The organism is Blastochloris tepida (assembly GCF_003966715.1).
GTDB lineage: Bacteria > Pseudomonadota > Alphaproteobacteria > Rhizobiales > Xanthobacteraceae > Blastochloris > Blastochloris tepida.
This window is the reverse complement of record NZ_AP018907.1, coordinates 1,969,492-1,989,206: the sequence shown is the minus strand read 5'-3', so window position 1 is coordinate 1,989,206 and position 19,715 is coordinate 1,969,492. Positions and strand designations below refer to the sequence as shown.

Below are 19,715 nucleotides of genomic sequence, written 5' to 3'. Positions count from 1 at the left end.
ATGGACGAGCGGTCATGAGCGCGCCGCGTCTTGAAGGCCTTCCTGCACGCTTTCCCATCGCCGCCAGTGCGCTCTATGCGGGCGTGCTGGTGGCCTTCGTGGCGATGGCCCTCGATGCCGTGCTCGATGCGTCGGCGCGGCGCAGCGCGGCACTGGATGCGGCCGATATCCTCGGCCAGCTTGAGGGCCGGAGCCCCAGGCGGACAAGCACCGCAGTCGACCCCGCGGTCGCCGCCGGTTCGCCGTTCGTGGAGGGATCGAGCCTGTCGGTCGCCGGCGCGGCGCTGCTGCAGCGGGTGGCCGGCGCGATCACACGGGTGGGCGGCCAGGTGATGTCGTCGCAGGTCGATCTGCAGGGTCCGCAATCGAAGGCGGGGTTCATCACCGTCACCGCAAGCTGCGAGATCAAGCCGGCGGCGCTGCAGTCGCTGCTCTACGATATCGAGGCCGGCATGCCGTTCCTGTTCGTCGATCAGCTCGTGGTGCAGGCGCCGGCCGGTGCCGCCGCTGCGCCGGAGGGCCGCATGCGGGTACTGCTGGCGGTCTCCGGCCAATGGCAGGGGGCGAAATGACACGGCATCGCCGGACACCCCGCCGCATAATCCTCATCGCCGGGCTCGTTGCGGCGCTTGGCGCCGAGGCGTTGGCGGCGACCGCCCCGTTCGCCGCCGCGCCGCGCGATCCGCCGAACGCGCCGCCGCGCGAGACGCAGCTTGAGGCGCCGCGTCCCGCCGCGCCGGTGATGCCGGCCGCGCCCGCGCCGGCCGAGCGCCCGCCGGAGGGCAATCCGTTGTGGGCGGTGCCGCTCAGCCGGCTGTCGGCGACGCGCGAGCGCCCGCTGTTCGCGCCGACCCGCCGCGCACCGCCGCCGGCCGTGGCCGCGGCACCCCCGCCGGCCGCGCCGCCGCCGCCACCGCCCGCGCCGCCCAAGCCGGCCGAGCCCGACCGGCCGCAATTGTCGCTGGTCGGCACGGTGTCGGGCGAAGACGAGGGCATCGCCGTGGTCGTGGACGCGGCCACCAAGGCCGTGCTGCGGCTGAAGACCGGCGAGACCCACAAGGGCTGGACGCTGCGCGCTGTGCTGCGGCGCGAGGCGCGGTTCGAGAAGGGACGCGAGGCGGCGGTGCTGTCGCTGCCGGCGCCGACGGCGAAGGCGGAAGGCGCGGCCCCGGCCGTCAATCCCTTCGTTTCGCCGCCGCCCGGCAATCCCTTCGGCGCGCCGCCGCCGGCGCCGCCGCGACGGTGAGGGACGCCGCATCGGCGTGCCGGGAACGCGCGGTCACATCTGAAATAAAAGCGACACACGGCTGTCAGTAAACGCTCCGTAAACTCGGCTGAGCGGGTATTTCGGAGTTTGCCGGCTATGTTCGGCAGCGCCTTGAAGCATCCGCGACGGTCGATTGCGGTGCGCAGCGTGGATGGCGGGCAGCGATCGGACCGGAGTGTTCTCCGATCGGAGCGGTGCCCATGTCGTCGAACGAGAGCCCGAGCAAGCGCAACGCGCACACCCAGTCGCAGGCCGTCGAGGTGCCGGCCGAGCGCAGGCTGCCGGCGGCGACACGGCGGGCGCCCGTGGGCTTCAGCGCCTGTCGCTCCCATGTCGCGGTGCTCCTGTGCGGCGTCAGCATGCTGGCGCTCGCGGCGGCGTGGACTCCGGCGGCGGCGCGCCGGCCGGCCGGCACAAGCGCAGCCGCATCCGCGGCCGCCATCGCCGCCCAGCAGGCGGCAGCCGCCGCAGCCCAGGCGGCACAGGCCGCGCAGCAGGCGCAGACATCGCTGACGCGGGCAGCGGCCGGGGTGCGTGCGGCGAAGGCCGCGCAGGCGGCCGCGCGGGCGTTGGCGCTGCAGAATGGCGCCGGAATTCCCGATGGCCTCAAGACGGGCGGCCTGGTGCCGGACTCCGGCATCGCCACCGACCCGACGCTGTGGCAGGGCGCCGAGCTGCCGACCGAGACCGTCAAGGACGGCCGCACGGTGGTCGACATCAACCAGACCCGGGAGAAGGCGATCCTCAACTGGGAGACCTTCAATGTCGGCCTCAAGACCACGCTCAATTTCAACCAGGCCTCGGCCGACTGGACAGTGCTGAACCGCGTCAACGATCCCACCGCCGCGCCGAGCAGGATCCTGGGTCAGATCAACGCCATCGGCGGCGTCTACGTCATCAACCGCAACGGCATCATTTTCGGCGGCGGCGCGCAGGTCAACGTTCACGCGCTGGTTGCCTCCGACATGGATGTCGGCCTGCTCGGCACCTCGCGGCTGGTGCGCGACGATTTCTTCCTCAACACCGGCATCGCCAATGCTAGCAATCTGACGACAAGCTTCTCCACCACCTATGACGAGTACGATCGCAACAACCCCGTTGCCGGCTCGTCCAACCTCTTTCACGGCGGCGAGGTCGGCGGCGGCGTGGTGGTGGAGAAGGGCGCGACCATCACCACCGACATTGTGAGCCCGGATTCGCCGGGCTTCATCTATCTGTTCGGCGCCAATGTCGCGAACTACGGCACGCTCAGCGCGTCGGGCGGCGAGGTGGCGCTGGTGGCGGCGCAGGCCCTCACCATCACCCCCGGCGCCTATGCGGCGGCCACCATTCCAGACAGCGTGCTGGCCGACGGGTCGGAGAGCTTCCGCGGCACGGGGTTCGAGATCCAGCATTACGCCGACAGATATTTCGTCAGCCCCGATGGGGCGGTGCGGCCCAGCACCGGCTCCTACCGCGCCGGCACCGGCTCCATCATCAATGACGGGTTGATCGAGACGCCGCGCGGCATCACCGTGATGAACGGCGACCTGATCTCGATCGGCGCGGAGGGTGTGATCTCGGCCGATACCAGCATCAGCCGCAACAGCATGGTGCTGCTCGACGCCGCGACCCGCGTCAAGCTCGACGGCACGATCAGCATCCAGCCCTACGAGAATGGCGAGACCCTGCCGCTGCTGAGCGACAGCTCGACCGATGGCGAGAGCACGGTACAGACATTCACGCCGGCCTTCGTCGAGATGAGCGCCCGCTTCCAGGTGCTGCTCGGATCGACCGGCCTGATCTCGGCGCCGTCGGCGGTGGTATCGCTCAATGCCCGCGACAACATCGGCGGCACCACCGCGACGGCGGCGAGCCTCACCGGGCCGCAGCGCATCCTGCTGGCGTCGGGCGCGACGATCGACGTCGCCGGCCTGCAGAATGTCGAGATTCCGGTCAGCTACAACTACATCTCGTTCGAGCCGCGCGGCACCGAATTCGCGGACATGCCGCTGCAGCGCGACGGCGCGCTGGTCGGCGAGACGCTGTGGATCGACATTCGCGAGACCGGCACCCGCGCCGACGGCACGGAATGGGTCGGCACGCCGCTGGCGGACGCCTCGGGCTACGTCAATCAGGTCGGCCGCTCGATCAAGCAGCTCATGACCAAGGGCGGCACGGTGTCCATGACCACGGATACCAACAATGCCGGCACCTATGGCCGCGATGTCGTGCTGGAGGAAGGATCGGTGATCAACGTCGCCGGCGGCAGCGTGCGCTATGTCGGCGGGCTGGTGCCGACCACGCGGCTCGTCGGCGCCGATGGCCGCATCTACAGCATGACCGAGGCCGATCCCACCCGCGTCTATACCGGCGTCGCCGGCACCTCCGGCACCGATCACGCGACCTGGGGCATCTCGGAAGCGGGCTCCGGCGTCCAGTGGGTCCAGGAGGCCGGCTACACCGAGGGCTACGATGCCGGCGGCATCGAGATCACCACCGTCAATCCGGTGCTGACCGGTACGCTGCTGTTCGGCTCGGTGGCCGGCGAACGGCAGATCGCCGCGGGCCTTTCGCCCTCCGACACCAGCGGCGTCGTGCCGACCCAATCCAGCCGCGACGAGATGCCGTCGCGCGGCTATCTCAAGCTTACCGTCCCCGCGACCGTGGTGATCGGCCGCAACGGCCCGGCGGCGCTGCCGGATGGCTTCGACGCAACCACCGTGCTGGGCCGTCAGACGGTGAGCCTGCCGGCGGGAACGAACTTCTCGGTGCCGAATGTCTCATCGACGGTCAAGGCCTACCAGACCACGCTGTCGGCCGACACCGTGTCGTCGTGGGGACTGAGCGGGCTCATCCTCACCGCCAACAATCTGGTGGTGGAGAAGGGCAGCACCGTCAACCTCGCGGCCGGCGGCACCTTCAAGGCGACGGTGGGCGGGGCGATCGACATCGCCGGCACCATCTCGGCCCATGCCGGCCGGATCAGCCTGACGACGAACCGCTACGACATTTCCGCCCTGTTCGGGACGAACCTGTTCACGCCGCCGTCCACCGCGTCGAAGCACGACGACATCTTCATCGGGGGCACGCTCGACGTCAGCGGCCTGTGGGTCAACGACACCGGCAAGACCGGGCTGGCGGCGACCGGCTCCGCCTATATCGATGGCGGCGACATCAGCATCGTCACGAGCAAGGCCAGCGTCGGACGCGACGTCACCGGCAGCATCCTGCTGGCGGAAGACAGCGTGCTCGACGCTTCGAGCGGCGGCTACATCGCGGCGTCCGGCAAGGCGAAGACCGCCGAGGACGGCGTGATGGCCGGCAGCGGCGGGTCGATCTCGCTGCTGCTCTATCAGGGCAAGGACTGGACGGATGGCGGCGTCGGCCCGACGCTGCCCTCGTCCTTCATCAGCACCGTCGCCAGCCTGCAGCTCGACGGCACCCTCATCGGCTACGGGTTCGAGCGCAACGCCACCCTGACCCTGGCGGCGCCGAAGCTCATCCAGGTCGGCGGCGAGACGGCGGGGAGCGGCGTCGGACTTCATCTGTCGGAGGCGTTCCTCAACAATGGCGGCTTCGGCAGCTATGTTCTCCAGTCGTCTCCCGATGGCTGGAGCGGCGCCACGGCGGGCATCACGGTCGTTGCCGGCGCCGATATCGCCCTGACGCAGAAGAATCTGTCGAGCACCGCCAATTACCGGTCGGTGGCCACCGGCAGCTCGATCGCCGCGGTGGCCGGGCTTGCGACCCTGGGGCAGGATCTGCGCGCGCCGGTCGACCTCACTTTGGCGTCGGGAAACATCCTCATCGACGCGGGCGCCACCATCACCACCGATCCGCTCGCGACCATCACGCTGACCGGCACGCCCACGATCGATTCCGCCACCGGCCTCAACACGGTCGAGACCCGCGCCACCAACGTGCTGCTGCGCGGACGCATCATCGATCACGGCGGCACGGTGCAGGTGCACGCCTATCAGACCTGGCTCGGCGCCCAGGCGCTGATCGACCTGTCGGGAACCTATATCGCCAATTCGCGCTTCGGCCTCGCCAATGGACCGCTGGTGAGCGGCACGATGGTCGGCGGCGGCAGCTTCATCGTCGAGGGCGCGCAGGATCTCGACGCGAGCGGCGAGCCGACCGGCCGGGTCAACACGCCCACCGGCAGCACCAATTATGTGGTGGCCGAGAGCGGGGCGGTGGTCGACGTGTCCGGCTATTCCGGCACGGTCAAGGTGATCGACACCGCGCGCAGCACCCGCAACCGGATCGCGACGACCAACGCGGACTGGTGGAGCGATGCCGGCACCGTCAGCATCAACACCGCCACCTTCCTGTGGGGCGGCACGTTCAAGGCGAACGCCACCGATGCGCGCGCCAATGGCGGCACGCTCATCCTCGGCGGCTCGGCGGTGACGCTGCAGCAGAACGCGTCCGACGTGGCGGCGGCGCTCGGTCGGATCGCCTCGCCGACGACGGCAACGGACCTTGCGGCGTTCATGACCGGGACGACCTTCGCGACGCTCGCGCCCTATGCCGGCCAGATCGTCGCCGCCGCCGACAGTCTCGAAACCTTCGACAATGTGTTCCTCTACAGCGGCTATGCGAACGGCGGCGCGTCGCGCATCTTCACCGCCCTTGCCGGCGACAGCTATGGCGTCGTTGCGCCGACGCTGAGCGACCTCACCATCAAGGGCTCGCTCGATTGGAGCGTGACCAACCGGCTGCACCTTGCGGCCAAGTCGATCACCTCGGCCACCGCGGACAGCACGGTCAAGCTCGCTGCGCCCTACGTGCTGCTCACCGGCGGCGGCGGCACCGCGACCAACACCAGGAACAGCACGCTCACCGTGTCGGCCGCGGCGATCGATGTCGAAAGCGCGGCGTTCGCCGGGTTCAAGTCGGTGGCGCTGGTCAGCAGCGGCGATCTGCGCCTGAGCACGCCGAAGGTGGTCAATGGCCTCACCGATGCCGGCAATGTCTCGCAGGATACGTCGCGCTTCGCCGGCAGCCTGGTGTCGGCCGGCGACATCCTGCTCGACGCGCGGCGGACCTATGTGGCGAGCGCCGTCGACTTCACCATCAGGACTCCCGGCAAGGTGAGGTTCGAGGCCAGTGCGGGCGGGCGAAGCGACGTGCCGCTGTCGGCCGGCGGCAGCATCACGGTGGACGCCGCCACCATCGAGCAGAACGGCTACGTGTTCGCGCCGCTCGGCACCATCACGCTCAACGCCAGCACCCAGGTGACGCTCGGCGCCGGCAGCCGGACGTCGGTGTCGCTCGGCGGCACGGTGGTGCCCTATGGCGAGACGCTGGACGGCACCAACTGGTTCTACAACACCGATCTCTATCCGCTGGAGACCTTGCCCACCAAGGCGGTGGTGCTGAACAGCGCCAATGTCGTCGAGAATGCCGGGGCGGTCATCGACCTCAGCGGCGGCGGCGACCTGCAGGCGATGGAGTTCGTCGCCGGCAAGGGCGGCACGCGCGACGTGCTGGCCGGCTCGACCACCGGCGAAACCGTCTACGCTTTGCTGCCGTCGAGCAGCGACTCGGTCGCCGCGTTCGATGTCCACTTCACGACTGCGCGCAGCGCGGACGCGAGCGGCGACGCCTATCCGCTGGCCGGCACGCAAGTCTATCTCGACGGCAGCAGCGGCGTCCCGGCCGGCACCTACACGCTCTATCCGGCCCATTACGCCACGCTGCCGGGCGCGCTGCGCGTGGTCTATTATGGCGACAATACCGGCCGCAACATCGCCTCGGGCACGAAGCTCGCCGACGGCACCGTGCTGGTGAGCGGCCATTACACGCAATCGACGCTGTCGCAGACGCGCTCGGCCGGCGAGGCGCTGTTCGCCATCCAGACCCAGGCGGTGTGGAGCAAATACAGCGAATACACGCTGAGCGGCGCCAACGACTATTACGTCGCGGCGGCGGCGCAAAGCGGCTCCGTCGTGCCGCGCCTGCCGATCGATGCCGGCCGCCTCGCCATCGTCGCCCAGAACAAGGTGATCCTCGACGGCATTGCGCTCACCCAGCCGGCGGCTGGCGGGCGCGGCGGCGAGCTCGATCTGGCGGCCGGCAAGGTGGCGGTGGTGAGCCACGAGCATTACCAGCAGGGCAACGTTCCCGCCGGCTATCTCGGCCTCGACGTTGCCGAGCTCAATGCCTGGGGCTTCGAGAGCGTGCTGATCGGCGGTCTTCGCCAGGACACCGCCGACGGCACGAAGATCACCGCCAAGGCCGCGAACGTGCTGATCGACACCGGCGGCGAGGCGCTCACCGTGCCGGAGCTGCTGCTGGTGGCGCAGGCGACCGGCGAGCTGCAGACGGTGACCCAGAGCTTCACGCTGCCGCAGGTCGGCATGACGCTGCCGATCACCTATCAGGTCTATGCGCCGGTCGCCGGCAGTGGCACGGTGACGATCGCGTCGGGCAGCGTGATCAATGCCACGGGCACGGTGCATGCCGGCTATGGCCGCAACTACTATTACGCGCAGGCCACCGCCGCCGGCCAGACCACGGCCGCCGACATCGTCAATGGCAGCAGCGGCTACCCCTACGGCCTCGGCGGCACGGTGAACGGCAACACCATCACCGGCGCCGACTTCGTGAAGCTCTATTCGGGCTACACCGGCAATCTGCGGGCCTATTCCTATTCGCCGGCCAGCGTCCAGGGGCTCGGCGCGCTGTTCGTGGCGAGCAACGACGCGACGCTGTCGGTCTCCGGGCCGACCGGCGTGCCGGTGGCCGTGCCCGAGCTGACCATCAGCTTCGCCAATGCGGTGCTGCCCGACGGCCGCAATCTGGGCCCGGTGTCCGGCGTGCTGAAGCTCTCGGGCAACGCGGATGCCAATGTCGGCCGGGTTGCGATCGAGGGCGGCACGACGATCACCACCGCGGCGCTGACCGCGCAGGCGACGGCGCGCACCGACGCCATCGTCATCGACTCCGGCGCCAAGCTGAACGTCAAGCACGCCAATCTCACCGCCCGCAGCATCGGCATCGGCGCCGGCAGCGGCGATGCGCTGTCGCTGTCGCAGGCCAACCTCAATCAGCTCGCCGCGGCGCAGAGCCTGTCGCTCAAGGCGATGGATGGCGCCATCACCTTCCACAACGCCGGCAGCGACGTGGTGTTCGACCCCGGCGCGGCGATGGAGCAGCTCACGCTCGATGCCCGCACCATCGCCGGCAGCGGCGGCAATGCCACGGTGCGCGTCGGCGGCACGGTGACGCTGGTCAACACCGGCACGGCGGCCGAGACCGCGGCCACCGCGACGGGCGGTTCGCTGAGCATCGAGGCCGCCGAGATCGTGCTGGGCGGCGGCACCCAGACCATCGCCGGCTTCTCGCAGGTCGATTGGGCGGCGGACGAGCGGGTGCTGGTCGCCGAATCCGGCACGATGAAGCTCGGCAGCGGCAGCGATGCGGTCGGCCTCTCCGTCATCACGCCGAACATCCTGGTCGCCGGCGCCACCGCCACCGGCACCGGAGGGCAGTTCGCGCTGGTCACCGCCGGCAATGTCGCGATCGCCCGGCCGGCCGGGGCCGAGGCCGCGCCGGAGGCGAGCACCGAGATCGGCGGCAAATTCGCCATCACCGCGGCGAGCATCGTCCAGTCCGGCACCATCCAGGCGCAGGCCGGCACGGTGACGCTGCGCGCCACCACCGGCGACGTGGTGCTCGGCGAGGGCGGCTACATCGCGGCCGGCGGCTACAGGAAGACGCTGGTCGATGTCGACACCTATGTGGCCGGCGGCAAGGTGGTGCTGCAGGCCGACGCCGGCGACGTCGTGACCGGCCGCACCAGTACCATCGACGTCGCCCAGCCGGCGAACGGCCTGGGCTATGGCGGCGAGATCGAGGTGACGGCGGCGGTGGGCCGCGCCGACCTGCAGGGCGCGCTGCTGGGCGGCGGCGGTAACGGGCTCGGCGGCAGCTTCAAGCTCGACACCGGCGGCGCGGTCGAGCTCGATCCGCTGGCCGACAGGCTGCTGGCCGGCGGCATCACCGGCATGATCGACATCCACACCCGCGAGGGCGACCTCACGCTGTCGCAGGGCCACACGCTGAAGGCCAACATCGTCGTGCTCACCGCCGACGATGCGAGCTGGGGGACAAGCGCCGCCGAGCAGGCCGGCCGCATCACCATTGCCGGCCTGATCGACGCCCGCGGCTATGGCGGCACCACGGCGGACGGCACTGGCGAGGCCGGCGGGCAGGTGGCGCTGTGGGGCGCCAATGCGGTGGTGCTGACGGCGAGCGGGCGGATCGACGCCTCGACCACCCACACCGACGAGCGCGGCGGCGACGTCACGCTGGGCATCGGCGCCGCCGCCAAGGGCGACATCGACCTGCAGGGCGGCACGATCGACGTCCGCGGCGGCACCAAGGGCGGGCTCACCGGCGGCACGCTGACGCTGCGCGCGCCGCTGAAGCCGGTGGCCGGCGCGGCCGGCCGCGGCGACGTGCGGATCGCCGGTCTCGACGCCGACATCAAGGGCGCGCGCTCGGTGACGGTGGAAAGCTACGTCACCTTCAGTACCGACGGCAGCGTCGGCCTCGACGCCTCGTCGCTCGGCTGGAACGGCGTCATCGATCCGGCCAACAATCCGTTCTTCACCGTCACGCTCACCGCGTTCGCGCAAGGTGGGTGGACCCACAACGGCCTGAGCTACGGCTTCGAGGATGCCGTCGCCCGGCTGGAGCCGCTGGCGCAGAAGCTGGGCGAGGGCGTCGTGCACCTCGCGCCCGGCATCGAGCTGGTCAACACCAACAGCGCGATCAACAATGGCGACATCACCGTCGCCAGCACCTGGAACCTCGCCGCAGGCAGCGCCTACAATCTGCAGGACGGCCGTTACGTCCACACCTATGAGGCGACCGACGCCACCAGGCAGAGCTACGTGACGTTCGATTATCGCTACGTCTCGTCGCTCGGCATCGACCCCGGCGCGCTGACGCTGCGCGCCGCCGGCAACATCAACATCAACGCCTCGATCTCGGACGGATTCTTCCAGTTCCGCAACTATCTCGATGCCGGCTATGTCAGCCAGGTCGCGACCTACCTCGGCAGCGGCCGGGGACTTGGGCTCGAATACAACTCCACGCGCGGTTATCTCTATCAGCTGAGCTCGTATTCCACCGCGGCCAATGCCATTCCGGTGGCGCCCTATTCGGCCGCCGGCAACGGCAAGAGCCCGACCGAGGTGGCGCTCGCCACCGCCGACCTGTTCCCCAACACGCTGAACGTCTGCACCGCCAATTGCGGCACGGCGGGCGCGACCATCGAGGCGGTCACCAATCCGGGCTCGTGGTCCTACCGTTTCACGGCCGGCGCCGACGTTTCGAGCGCCAATCCGAACGCCATGCAGCCGCTCGCCAGCGTGCAGCGCGGCGACGTCATCATCGACGGCCACGCCTCCTACGGCCAGCCGCTCTACAGCTCCACCGGCTCAAGCTCGAAGACGGTCAACCTCTCCACCATGGTGCGCACCGGCACCGGCAGCATCACCATCGCCGCGGCGCGCGATGTGCTGCTGAAGGACAAGATCGCCCCCGGCGTGATCTATGCGGCCGGCGTCAACACCGCGCGGCTGGCCAGCCCCAGCTATTATCTCACGAACGGCGCTGTCGTGGCGGCCAATCCCGACGGCTTCCTGGAGCCGCAGGTTCTGGCCTACGGATCGGGGCAGGCGAGCGTCGCCGGCAGCATCTACGGCCCGCCGACGGAAGCCGCCTTCCCGCACCAGGGCGGCGATGTCGAGGTCGTGGCCCAGCGCGACATCATCGGCTATGGCGACTCGATCTCGGTTTCCGATCCCGATGATGCGGTTCGCACCTCGTACCAGTATTTCGCGCCCTGGCTGCTGGCGATGGCCGGCATCACGCCGGTCAGCTCCACCACAGCGAGCGAAGCGGCGCTGATGGGCGCGGGCGTCTACGCGCCGATCGGCACCTCCGTTGCCTCCGGCACCGCGTGGTGGATCCAGTTCGGCAGCTTCCAGCAGGGCATCATGAGCGTCGGCGGCAATGTGCGCGTCGAGGCCGGGCGGAACCTCGTCGATGTGTCGGTGTCGCTGCCGACCACCGGCCGGGTCAGCGGCGGCCTCGCGTCGCTGTCGACCGGCGTGGTCAGCACGCCGGTGACGCATCTCTATGACAGCGGCAACATGGCGGTGCGGGTGGGCGGCGACCTGCTCGGCGGCGCGTTCTACGAAGGCTCGGGCCAGGCCAGCATCGTGGTGCGCGGCTCGGTCGGCTCGGCCGGCAAGCTGGGAAGCGCGTCCGGCAAGACCAACCTGCCGCTGCTCGCCGTCGATACCGGGCAGATCAATCTGGTGGCAGGCGGCGCCATCGCCACCGCCGGGGTGATCAATCCCGCCGAGTTGCACGCCCAGGCCGGCAGCGCCGCCTATCCGACGAATTCGACGGTGGCAGCGCAGGATCGCCGGATCTACATGGACACCTACGGCCCGGACAGTGCGGTGAGCCTGACCAGCGTGTCCGGCGACATCACCATCTCGAGCCCGCCGACCCTGTCCAGGTACCTGGAGACGCTGTTCGCAGGTGCCGCGCTCTATCCGGCGAGCCTGTCGGTGATCGCGCTGAGCGGCGACATCATCACCACCGACATGACCACGGGCGTGATGCCCGGCATCACGCTGAGCCCGTCGCTGCACGGCACGTTCCAGCTTCTGGCCGAGGGCAGCGTCGATCTCACCGGCGGCTACGAAGCGAATTCGAGCACGAACCGGCCGAGCTTCTCCGCCGGCCCGTCGCTGCTCAACGCGGCCTTCAATCCCTACCGGCCGAATGCGTGGTACGGCGTCGAGTCGTCGGACGAAGACTATGGCGGCGCCTTCAGCCGGGCGGTGCTGGCCCATGCCGATGATGGCGCGGCGGACACCATCGCCCGGATCTACGCGGTCACCGGCGACATCATCGGCGTCGGCGAGGTGACGATCTATAGCGGCACCGACAATCGCGACTACACACGGATCAAGCGGATCGAGATCAACCGGCCGACCAAAATCTATGCCGGCCGCGACATCGTCGATCTCAACCTCATCGTCCAGAACATCGCCGCGGACGACGTGAGTTCCGTCGTCGCCGGCCGCGACATCTATTATACCGGCTACAACAATGCCGGCGGGCTGCAGGTGGCGGGGCCGGGCTATCTGGTGGTGGAGGCGGGACGCGACCTCGGTCCGTTCCTGCCGGCATCCGGCAACACCACGACGCTGGCCAAGCTGCAGCAGGGCATCGCCTCGGTCGGCAATGCCAGCGTGGTGCCGGTGGGCAATTCCTATCTCGAAGCCGGCATCACCATCGATGCGGCGAGCGCCGGCGCGGACGGCTCCATCGGCATGTACGACTCGGCGCTGCTCGGTCCCGTCGTCAACACCGAGAAGAAGCGCAACGCGCTCCTGTCCACGACCGGCGCCGACCTGATCGTGCTGTTCGGCGTCGCCAATGGCGTGAACTACGATGGGGTGCTCGGCACCTATGTCGATCCCGCCAACGCCGCCAATGTCGCGCACAACTACCTCGGCGAGCTTGGCGAATTCCTCGCCGAAATCGGCATCGGCACTTCGAGCGGCGCGGAGGCCTGGGCGGCGTTCGACCTCGTCTCCGACGATCTGCAGCAGGTGTTCGCCGCCCAGGTGTTCTTCGCCGAGCTGAAGGCGGTGGGCGAGGCGCAGGGCGGCGAGGCTGCCGGCCAGTATCTGCGCGGCTATCAGGCGATCGAGACGTTCTTCCCGGCCTCGTGGGGCTACACCGAGAACGAGCTGGGCGGCGGCGCCAATGGCGCCAAGGTGCAGGTCGCGACCGGCCGCCTCGACATGCTGCACGGCACGATCCAGACCCAGCGCGGCGGCGACATCTCGATCCTCGGCCCCGGCGGTTCCATCCTGGTGGGCTCGCTCGCCAAGGAGTCCAACAGCAATCTCAAGCTGAACGATCTCGGCATCATCACGCTCGGCGGCGGCGACATCAACACCTTCACCGATGGCAGCGTGCTGGTGAATTCGAGCCGCGTCTTCACCGAGCTCGGCGGCAACATCCTGATGTGGAGCTCGAACGGCGACCTCAATGCCGGCCGCGGCGCCAAGACCACGCTGTCGCAGCCGCCCTTGAAGGTGGTGTTCGACGAGGACGGCTACCAGACCATCGATCTGCGCGGGCTCGTCACCGGCGCCGGCATCGGCGTGCTCAAGACCGGGCTCGTCGGCGATGCGGACAGCTACGCCTCCGACTCGAACCTCTATCTGCTCGCGCCGGCCGGCACGGTGGACGCGGGCGACGCCGGCATCCGCGTCTCCGGCAATCTGATCGTCGCCGCCAAGGTGGTGTTGAATGCCGACAATATCGATGTCGGCGGCAGCTCAACCGGCGTGCCGGTGGCGGCGGCGCCCAATGTCGGCGCGCTCACCGCGGGCTCGGCCGCGGCGGCTGCCGCAGCCCAGGCCGGCGAAACGCCGACCGGCAGCACCGGCGGCGGCGAGCAGGCCTCCGTGTTCATTGTCGAGGTGGTGGGCTATGGCGGCGGCGAGGGCGCGCAGGCGCCGCCCGGCGACGGCGACGACCGGGAGCGGTGAGCCGATGGCGATGCTGCAGGCGAACCCATGCCCAGTGATCCGCGCGGCGCTCGTGCTGGCGCTGATTGCGGCGTCGACACCGGCGCGCGCCCAGTCGGTCGATGATGGCGAGATGGCGGAACCGCCGCGGCGCGAGACCATCATCGGCGGCGGCACGCCGGGACTGTCGGATCTTCAGAGCTGCGTCGATGTCGAGATCGGCGGCAGCCGCAGCTTCGGCTGCCTGAACCAACGGCTCAAGCAGGCGGTGGAGCGCGCCCATCCCGGCCTCAACGCGCCGCCGCTGGATGCCCGCTCGCCCGACATCCGCGCCGGCATCGCCAACACCGGCGCCGTCAAGCAGCAGTACGGAGCGAACTACGGCATCTCGGTGGTGCCGTGGCGCCCGGCGCCGCCGGCACCGGTGATGCCGCGCCGCTGAGCGCAACAGCGCGGTCGCAGTGTCGTGCGGCTGACGCCGGCGCGACATCGCACTTTCATATGGCGTGGTTAGTTTCCCGCTTACGGACGTCGCTGAAACGGTGAACGCGAGTTCACCGCGATGCGATGCCGCAAGCGCATTTGCAGCCGTGACCGGCCGGAGGCATGCCTCCGGCGAGGCCGCGGGCTTGCTGCGCGTGAGATCGATGGCGCTTCCGAAGAATTCGGCGGCGCCGCGATCTGGCATGCCGGTCGTGTCAGTTGGACACGCTGCCAGAACCGGAGGAGTTTGTCCGTGGCAGGCCGCATCATATTGCCGTCGCGCCTTCGTGGGCCGAGGACCGGCGCGAGCGCACAGCCCCGCCGCCAGTGGACGCGGCCGCTCAAGGCCGCGCCGTGGCCGGCCGCAGCCGGCGCGGCTGTCGCGCTGCTCGTTGCGCCGCCGAGTCTTGCTGCGCAGCCGAGTCTTGCTGCACCAGTGGATGATGTCGCGCAGGCGGCCGGCCAGGAGACAGGCCAGGAGACTGGTGCATCATCGCCCGCGCCGGCCAAGCAGCCCGGCGATGCCAAATCCGGCGATGCCAAATCCAACGGCGCGAAATCCAACGGCGCCAAACCGGAGACCGTGCCGGCTGCGGCGGCACCGCAGGCTGCGCCGGCCGCTGCCGAGATGCCGGCGCGCTTCGACATCGACGAATATCGCGTCGAAGGCGCCGACGCGCTGCCGCAGATCGAGGTCGAGGAGGCGGTCTATCCGTATCTCGGCCCCAACCGATCCTCCGACGATGTCGAGAAGGCGCGCGCGGCGCTGGAGAAGGCCTATCACGACAAGGGCTATCAGACGGTCGGCGTCTCGGTGCCGCAGCAGAATGCCAGCCGCGGCTTCGTCGTGCTGAAGGTGACCGAGAACCGGGTCGGGCGCCTGCGGGTGAAGGGCTCGCGCTACTACGATCTCGCGGAGATCAAGCGCAAGGCGCGCTCGGTGGAGGAGGGCAAGCTGCCCAACTTCAACGATGTGACCAAGGACATCGTGTCGCTCAACCAGTGGCCCGACCGGCGCGTCACCCCGGCGCTGCGGGCGGGCGTCACGCCCGGCACTGTCGATGTCGACCTCAATGTCGAGGACAAGCACCCGCTGCACGGCTCGATCGAGCTCAACAACCGCCAGAGCCCGGACACCACGCCGCTGCGCCTCAACGCGATGGTGCGCTACGACAATCTGTGGCAGCTCGGCCATTCGCTGTCCTTCACCTATCAGGTGGCCCCCCAGCGCCCGGCCGACGCGCAGGTCTTTTCCGGCTCCTATCTGGCGCGCACCGAGACCGATTGGCTCAATCTGCTGTTCTATGGCCTGAAGTCGGACAGCTCGGTGGCCACCGTCGGCGGCGTCAATGTGGTGGGTCCCGGTCAGGTGTTCGGTGGCCGCGCGGTGATGACGCTGCCGAGCCGCGGCGAGCTGTTCCACACGCTGTCGGTCGGCGTGGACTACAAGGATTTCGAGCAGGTCATCTCGCTCGCCGAGGGCGAATTCACGTCGCCCGTGTCCTATGTGCCGCTGGTCGCGAGCTATGGCGCGACGTGGCAGGGCGAAGGTCGGGTGACCCAGGCCAACCTCACCGCCACCATGAACCTGCGCGGCATCGGCAGCGATACCGAGCAGTTCGACGTCAAGCGCTACAATTCGCGCGGCAACTTCTTCATCCTGCACGGCGACGTCTCGCACACCCACGATCTGCCGGGCGGCTTCCAGGCATTCGCCAAGGCGCAGGGGCAGATCGCCGACCAGCCGCTGGTCTCCAGCGAGCAGATCAGCATCGGCGGCCTCGATACGGTACGCGGCTATCTGGAGTCGGAGGCGCTCGGCGACTATGGCGGCTCGGCGACGCTGGAGCTCCGCAGCCCCGATCTCGCCCGCCACTTCGAGCAGACGCTGGAGAACGCCGAGGGCCAGCCGGTCAAGTTCAACGTCATCAATGACTGGCGCTTCTTCGTCTTCAGCGATGTCGGGCGGGTGATGGTGAAGGATCCGGCGGCCGAGGAGGACGATCAGTTCAATTTGGCCAGCTACGGCGTCGGCACCCGCTTCCGGCTGCTCGAATACCTGAACGGTCTGGTTCTGGTCGGCGTTCCGCTGACCTCGCAGCAGGTCACGGTGGCGCACGATCCGCGCCTGTCCTTCCGGTTCTGGGGTGAATTCTGATGACGGCTCGAACTGACAACCCGGCGCGCTGCCGCCTCGGGCGCCTGAAGGCGCTGGCGCCGCGGCTGCTTCTTCTGGCGCTCGTGTCGGTGTGGCCGGAGACGGCTGCGGCGTGGTGGAACGACGAATGGACGCTGCGCAAGAAGATCACGATCGACACCGGCCCCTCGGGCGCCGCGATCAGCGATGCCATCGGCACGACCCCGGTGCTGGTGCGCCTGCATGTCGGCAATTTCCGCTTCGGCTCGGCCAAGGAGGATGGCGGCGATCTGCGCTTCGTCGCCGGTGACGACAAGACGCCGCTGAAGCATCACGTCGAGAAGTTCGACTCGCTGCTCGGCGAGGCGCTGGTGTGGGTGGCGGTGCCGGATCTCAAGCCCGGCACCAAGAGCGACATCTGGCTCTATTTCGGCAATCCGAAGGCGCCGGCCGCGGTCGATGCCAAGGGCACCTACGACCCCGATACGCTGCTGGTCTATCATTTCGCCGAGCGCGGCACGCCGGCGCAGGATTCCTCGGCCTGGGCCAACAGCGCGCAGACCGTGGTGCCGGGCGCCGATGGCGCGATCATCGGCCAGGGCGCGCGCCTCGACGGCCAGACGCCGCTGCTGCTGCCGGCCTCGCCCTCGCTGGCGGTGGCCGAGGGCGGCGCGCTCTCCTGGTCGGCGTGGGTGAAAATGGCGGCGCCGCAGCCGCGCGCTACGCTCTACGCGCGCCATGACGGCGCGAACGCCTTCGTCATCGGGCTCGACAATGGTGTGCCGTTCGTCGAGGTGACGGCGAACGGAACGACGGTGAAGAGCGGCGAGGGGCCGGCGATCGCGCCTGCGGCGTGGCGCCACCTCGCGGTGACGGCGGCCAATGGCCAGATCACCCTTTATGTCGATGGCGCGCCGTTCGCGACGCTCGCCGCGTCGTTGCCGGCGATGTCCGGCCCGGCGCGGATCGGCGGCGATGGCGCCTCAACTGCGGCACCAGCGGCGGATGCCGCCGCAGCACCCGTGACCGCCCCGGCTGCCGACGCATCGGCGACCGCGCCGGCTGGCGATGCCGCCGCGACCGCCCCTGTGGCCGCTGCGCCGTCGGCTGAAGCGCCGGCCGCCGCATCTGCCGAGGCGGCGCCTGCCGCGACCGGCTTCGTCGGCGACATCGACGAATTGCAGATCGCCAAGGTGGCGCGCCCGGCCGGCTTCCTCAAGGTGGCGGCGATCGGGCAGGGACCCGAGCACGCCAAGCTGATCGCGTTCAGCGTCGACGAGGAGACCGCGAGCTGGTTCAGCGGCTATTTCGCGGTGATCCTGAAATCGGTGACGCTCGACGGCTGGGTGGTCATCGGCCTCCTCGCCGTCATGGCGGTGATCAGCTGGATCGTCACCGTCGACAAGATCTCCTATCTCAACCGCGTCGCCCGCGGCAATGCGCTGTTCCTGCGTGAGTTCCGCGAGGTGTCCGGCGATCTCGACGCGCTGCTGCAGCTCGACGAGGCCGGCAACGGCGCGGTGCGCTTCGGCGGGGCGGCGTCGGAGAAGGACCGCAAGGCCATCCACGGCGCGCCGCTCCATCACCTGCTGCATCTCGGCATGCAGGAGATCCGCCGCCGCTTCATGGCCAATGGGCGCATCGGCTCGCTGTCGCCGCAAGCGATCGCCGCCATCCGCGCGGTGCTGGACAGCGGCTTCGTGCGCGAGGCTCAGCGGCTGAACAAGCAGATGGTGGTGCTGACCATCGCCATTTCCGGCGGGCCGTTTCTCGGCCTGCTCGGCACGGTGATCGGCGTGATGATCACCTTCGCCTCGATCGCCGCCTCGGGCGACGTCAACGTCAACGCCATCGCCCCCGGCATCGCCGCGGCGCTGGTGGCCACCGTTGCCGGCCTCGGCGTCGCGATCCCAGCGCTGTTCGCCTACAACTACCTCATCACCCGCATCAAGGACACGACCAGCGACATGCAGGTCTTCGTCGACGAGCTCGTCACGAGGATCGCCGAGTCCTATCACAGCCGGCCGGACCGGCCGCACAACCTCGCCGCGGAGTGAGCCATGCAGGTCCAATCCGACAGCAAGCCGTACGACGACATCAACATCACGCCGATGCTCGATCTCGCCTATGTGCTTCTGGTGATCTTCATCATCATGACCACGGCGACGGTGCAGGGCATGAAGGTGAACCTGCCGAAGGCCAGCGCCGCGCCGAGCCTCGCCCAGCAGACCACCAAGGCGATCACCGTCACCAATGACGGCAAGATCTTTCTCGACACCGTGCCGGTGACGCTGTCCGAGCTCGAGCAGCGGCTGGTCCAGCAGCGGGCGCTGACGCCGGAATTCCCGGTGGTGGTGCGCGGCGACAGCCAGACCCAGTACCAGAACGTCATGGACGTTCTCGATCTGCTGGGCCGCCTCAGCATCACCCAGGTCGGCCTCGCCACCAAGCCGCTGGTGAAGTGAGCGCAGCCGGGAAAGCCTGCCGAGGACGCATGATGGATCCGCGCGAGAGCGATCTGGACGAGTTCGAGGACGACGGCCGCCCGTCGCCCCGCCGTCGCGCCATCACCATCGGCGCCGGCGTGCTCGTGCTCCTCGTCTTCGGCGCGGGCGTAGCGATGCTGCTCCGCGGCGACGACGAGCCGCCGCGCAAGGTGCAGGATCTCACCGTCGTCAACGTCCTGCCGCCGCCGCCGCCACCGCCTCCTCCACCGCCGCCGCAACAGCCGCCGCCGGAGGAGAAGATCATCGACCAGACGCCGGTGAAGCAGGAGATCATCGAGGAGCAGCCGGTCGAGACGCCGAAGGACGAGCCGCCGAAGGAGTCGAACAATGACGAGCCGCCGCCCGGGCCGCTCGCGCTCGACGCCGAAGGGCAGGGGCCGGGCGACGGCTTCAATCTCGGCGGCAAGAAGGGCGGCAAGGGTTTTCTCGGCGCCGGTGGCGGCGGGGGCGGCAGCCGCTGGGGCTGGTACGCCAGCCTGGTGCAGTCGCAGATCGAGTCGGCGCTGCGGGCCAATCAGAAGACTCGCCACGCGGTGATGCGCATCCAGGTGCGGCTGTGGTCGGACCAATCGGGCCGGGTGAACCGCGTGCAGCTCGTGTCGTCCACCGGCAATCCCGAGCTCGACGCGGTCATCCGCACCGAGGTGCTGGGCGGTCTCACGCTGCGCGAGCCGCCGCCCAAGGACATGCCGATGCCGATCATCACCCGCGTCACGGCACACAAGCCGACGTGAGAATGGCGACAGCGATCGGCG

The 19,715-nt window shown here is 69.4% G+C and carries 8 protein-coding genes; all 8 read left to right on the top strand.

Annotated elements, in window-relative coordinates; all coding sequences use genetic code 11:
• Window positions 1-14 precede the first annotated feature (14 nt).
• The 8 genes from gspM to BLTE_RS09110 all read left to right on the top strand — a co-directional run bounded on the left by gspM (window position 15) and on the right by BLTE_RS09110 (window position 19,694).
• Window positions 15-572 (top strand): type II secretion system protein GspM, encoded by a 558-nt coding sequence (gene gspM / locus BLTE_RS09145; RefSeq protein ID WP_126399575.1) that lies wholly within the window; start codon window positions 15-17, stop codon window positions 570-572.
• Window positions 569-1,246: a hypothetical protein gene (locus BLTE_RS09140; protein WP_126399573.1), complete on the top strand. Its 678-nt coding sequence runs from the start codon at window positions 569-571 to the stop codon at window positions 1,244-1,246. The genes gspM and BLTE_RS09140 overlap by 4 nt, the downstream gene beginning before the upstream one ends.
• 221 nt (window positions 1,247-1,467) lie before the next feature.
• Entirely contained in the window at window positions 1,468-13,854 is a 12,387-nt protein-coding gene (locus tag BLTE_RS09135; RefSeq protein WP_126399570.1) for a filamentous haemagglutinin family protein, read from the top strand.
• Between the two features lie 4 nt (window positions 13,855-13,858).
• Window positions 13,859-14,275: a hypothetical protein gene (locus BLTE_RS18510; RefSeq protein WP_244599937.1), complete on the top strand. Its 417-nt coding sequence runs from the start codon at window positions 13,859-13,861 to the stop codon at window positions 14,273-14,275.
• A gap of 477 nt (window positions 14,276-14,752) precedes the next feature.
• The gene (locus BLTE_RS09125) at window positions 14,753-16,474 is read left to right on the top strand and encodes a ShlB/FhaC/HecB family hemolysin secretion/activation protein (RefSeq protein ID WP_244600171.1); all 1,722 of its coding nucleotides are present in this window, start codon (window positions 14,753-14,755) and stop codon (window positions 16,472-16,474) included.
• Window positions 16,474-18,510 carry a DUF2341 domain-containing protein gene (locus tag BLTE_RS09120; RefSeq protein ID WP_126399567.1) on the top strand — a complete coding sequence of 679 codons (2,037 nt, stop codon included), beginning with the start codon at window positions 16,474-16,476 and terminating at the stop codon, window positions 18,508-18,510. Before BLTE_RS09125 ends, BLTE_RS09120 begins: the two co-directional genes overlap by 1 nt.
• Window positions 18,511-18,513: 3 nt before the next feature.
• Window positions 18,514-18,918 carry an ExbD/TolR family protein gene (locus BLTE_RS09115; RefSeq protein ID WP_126399564.1) on the top strand — a complete coding sequence of 135 codons (405 nt, stop codon included), beginning with the start codon at window positions 18,514-18,516 and terminating at the stop codon, window positions 18,916-18,918.
• 29 nt (window positions 18,919-18,947) lie between these two features.
• Window positions 18,948-19,694, top strand: coding sequence for a TonB C-terminal domain-containing protein (locus BLTE_RS09110; protein WP_126399561.1), 747 nt, complete (start codon window positions 18,948-18,950; stop codon window positions 19,692-19,694).
• Window positions 19,695-19,715 lie beyond the last annotated feature (21 nt).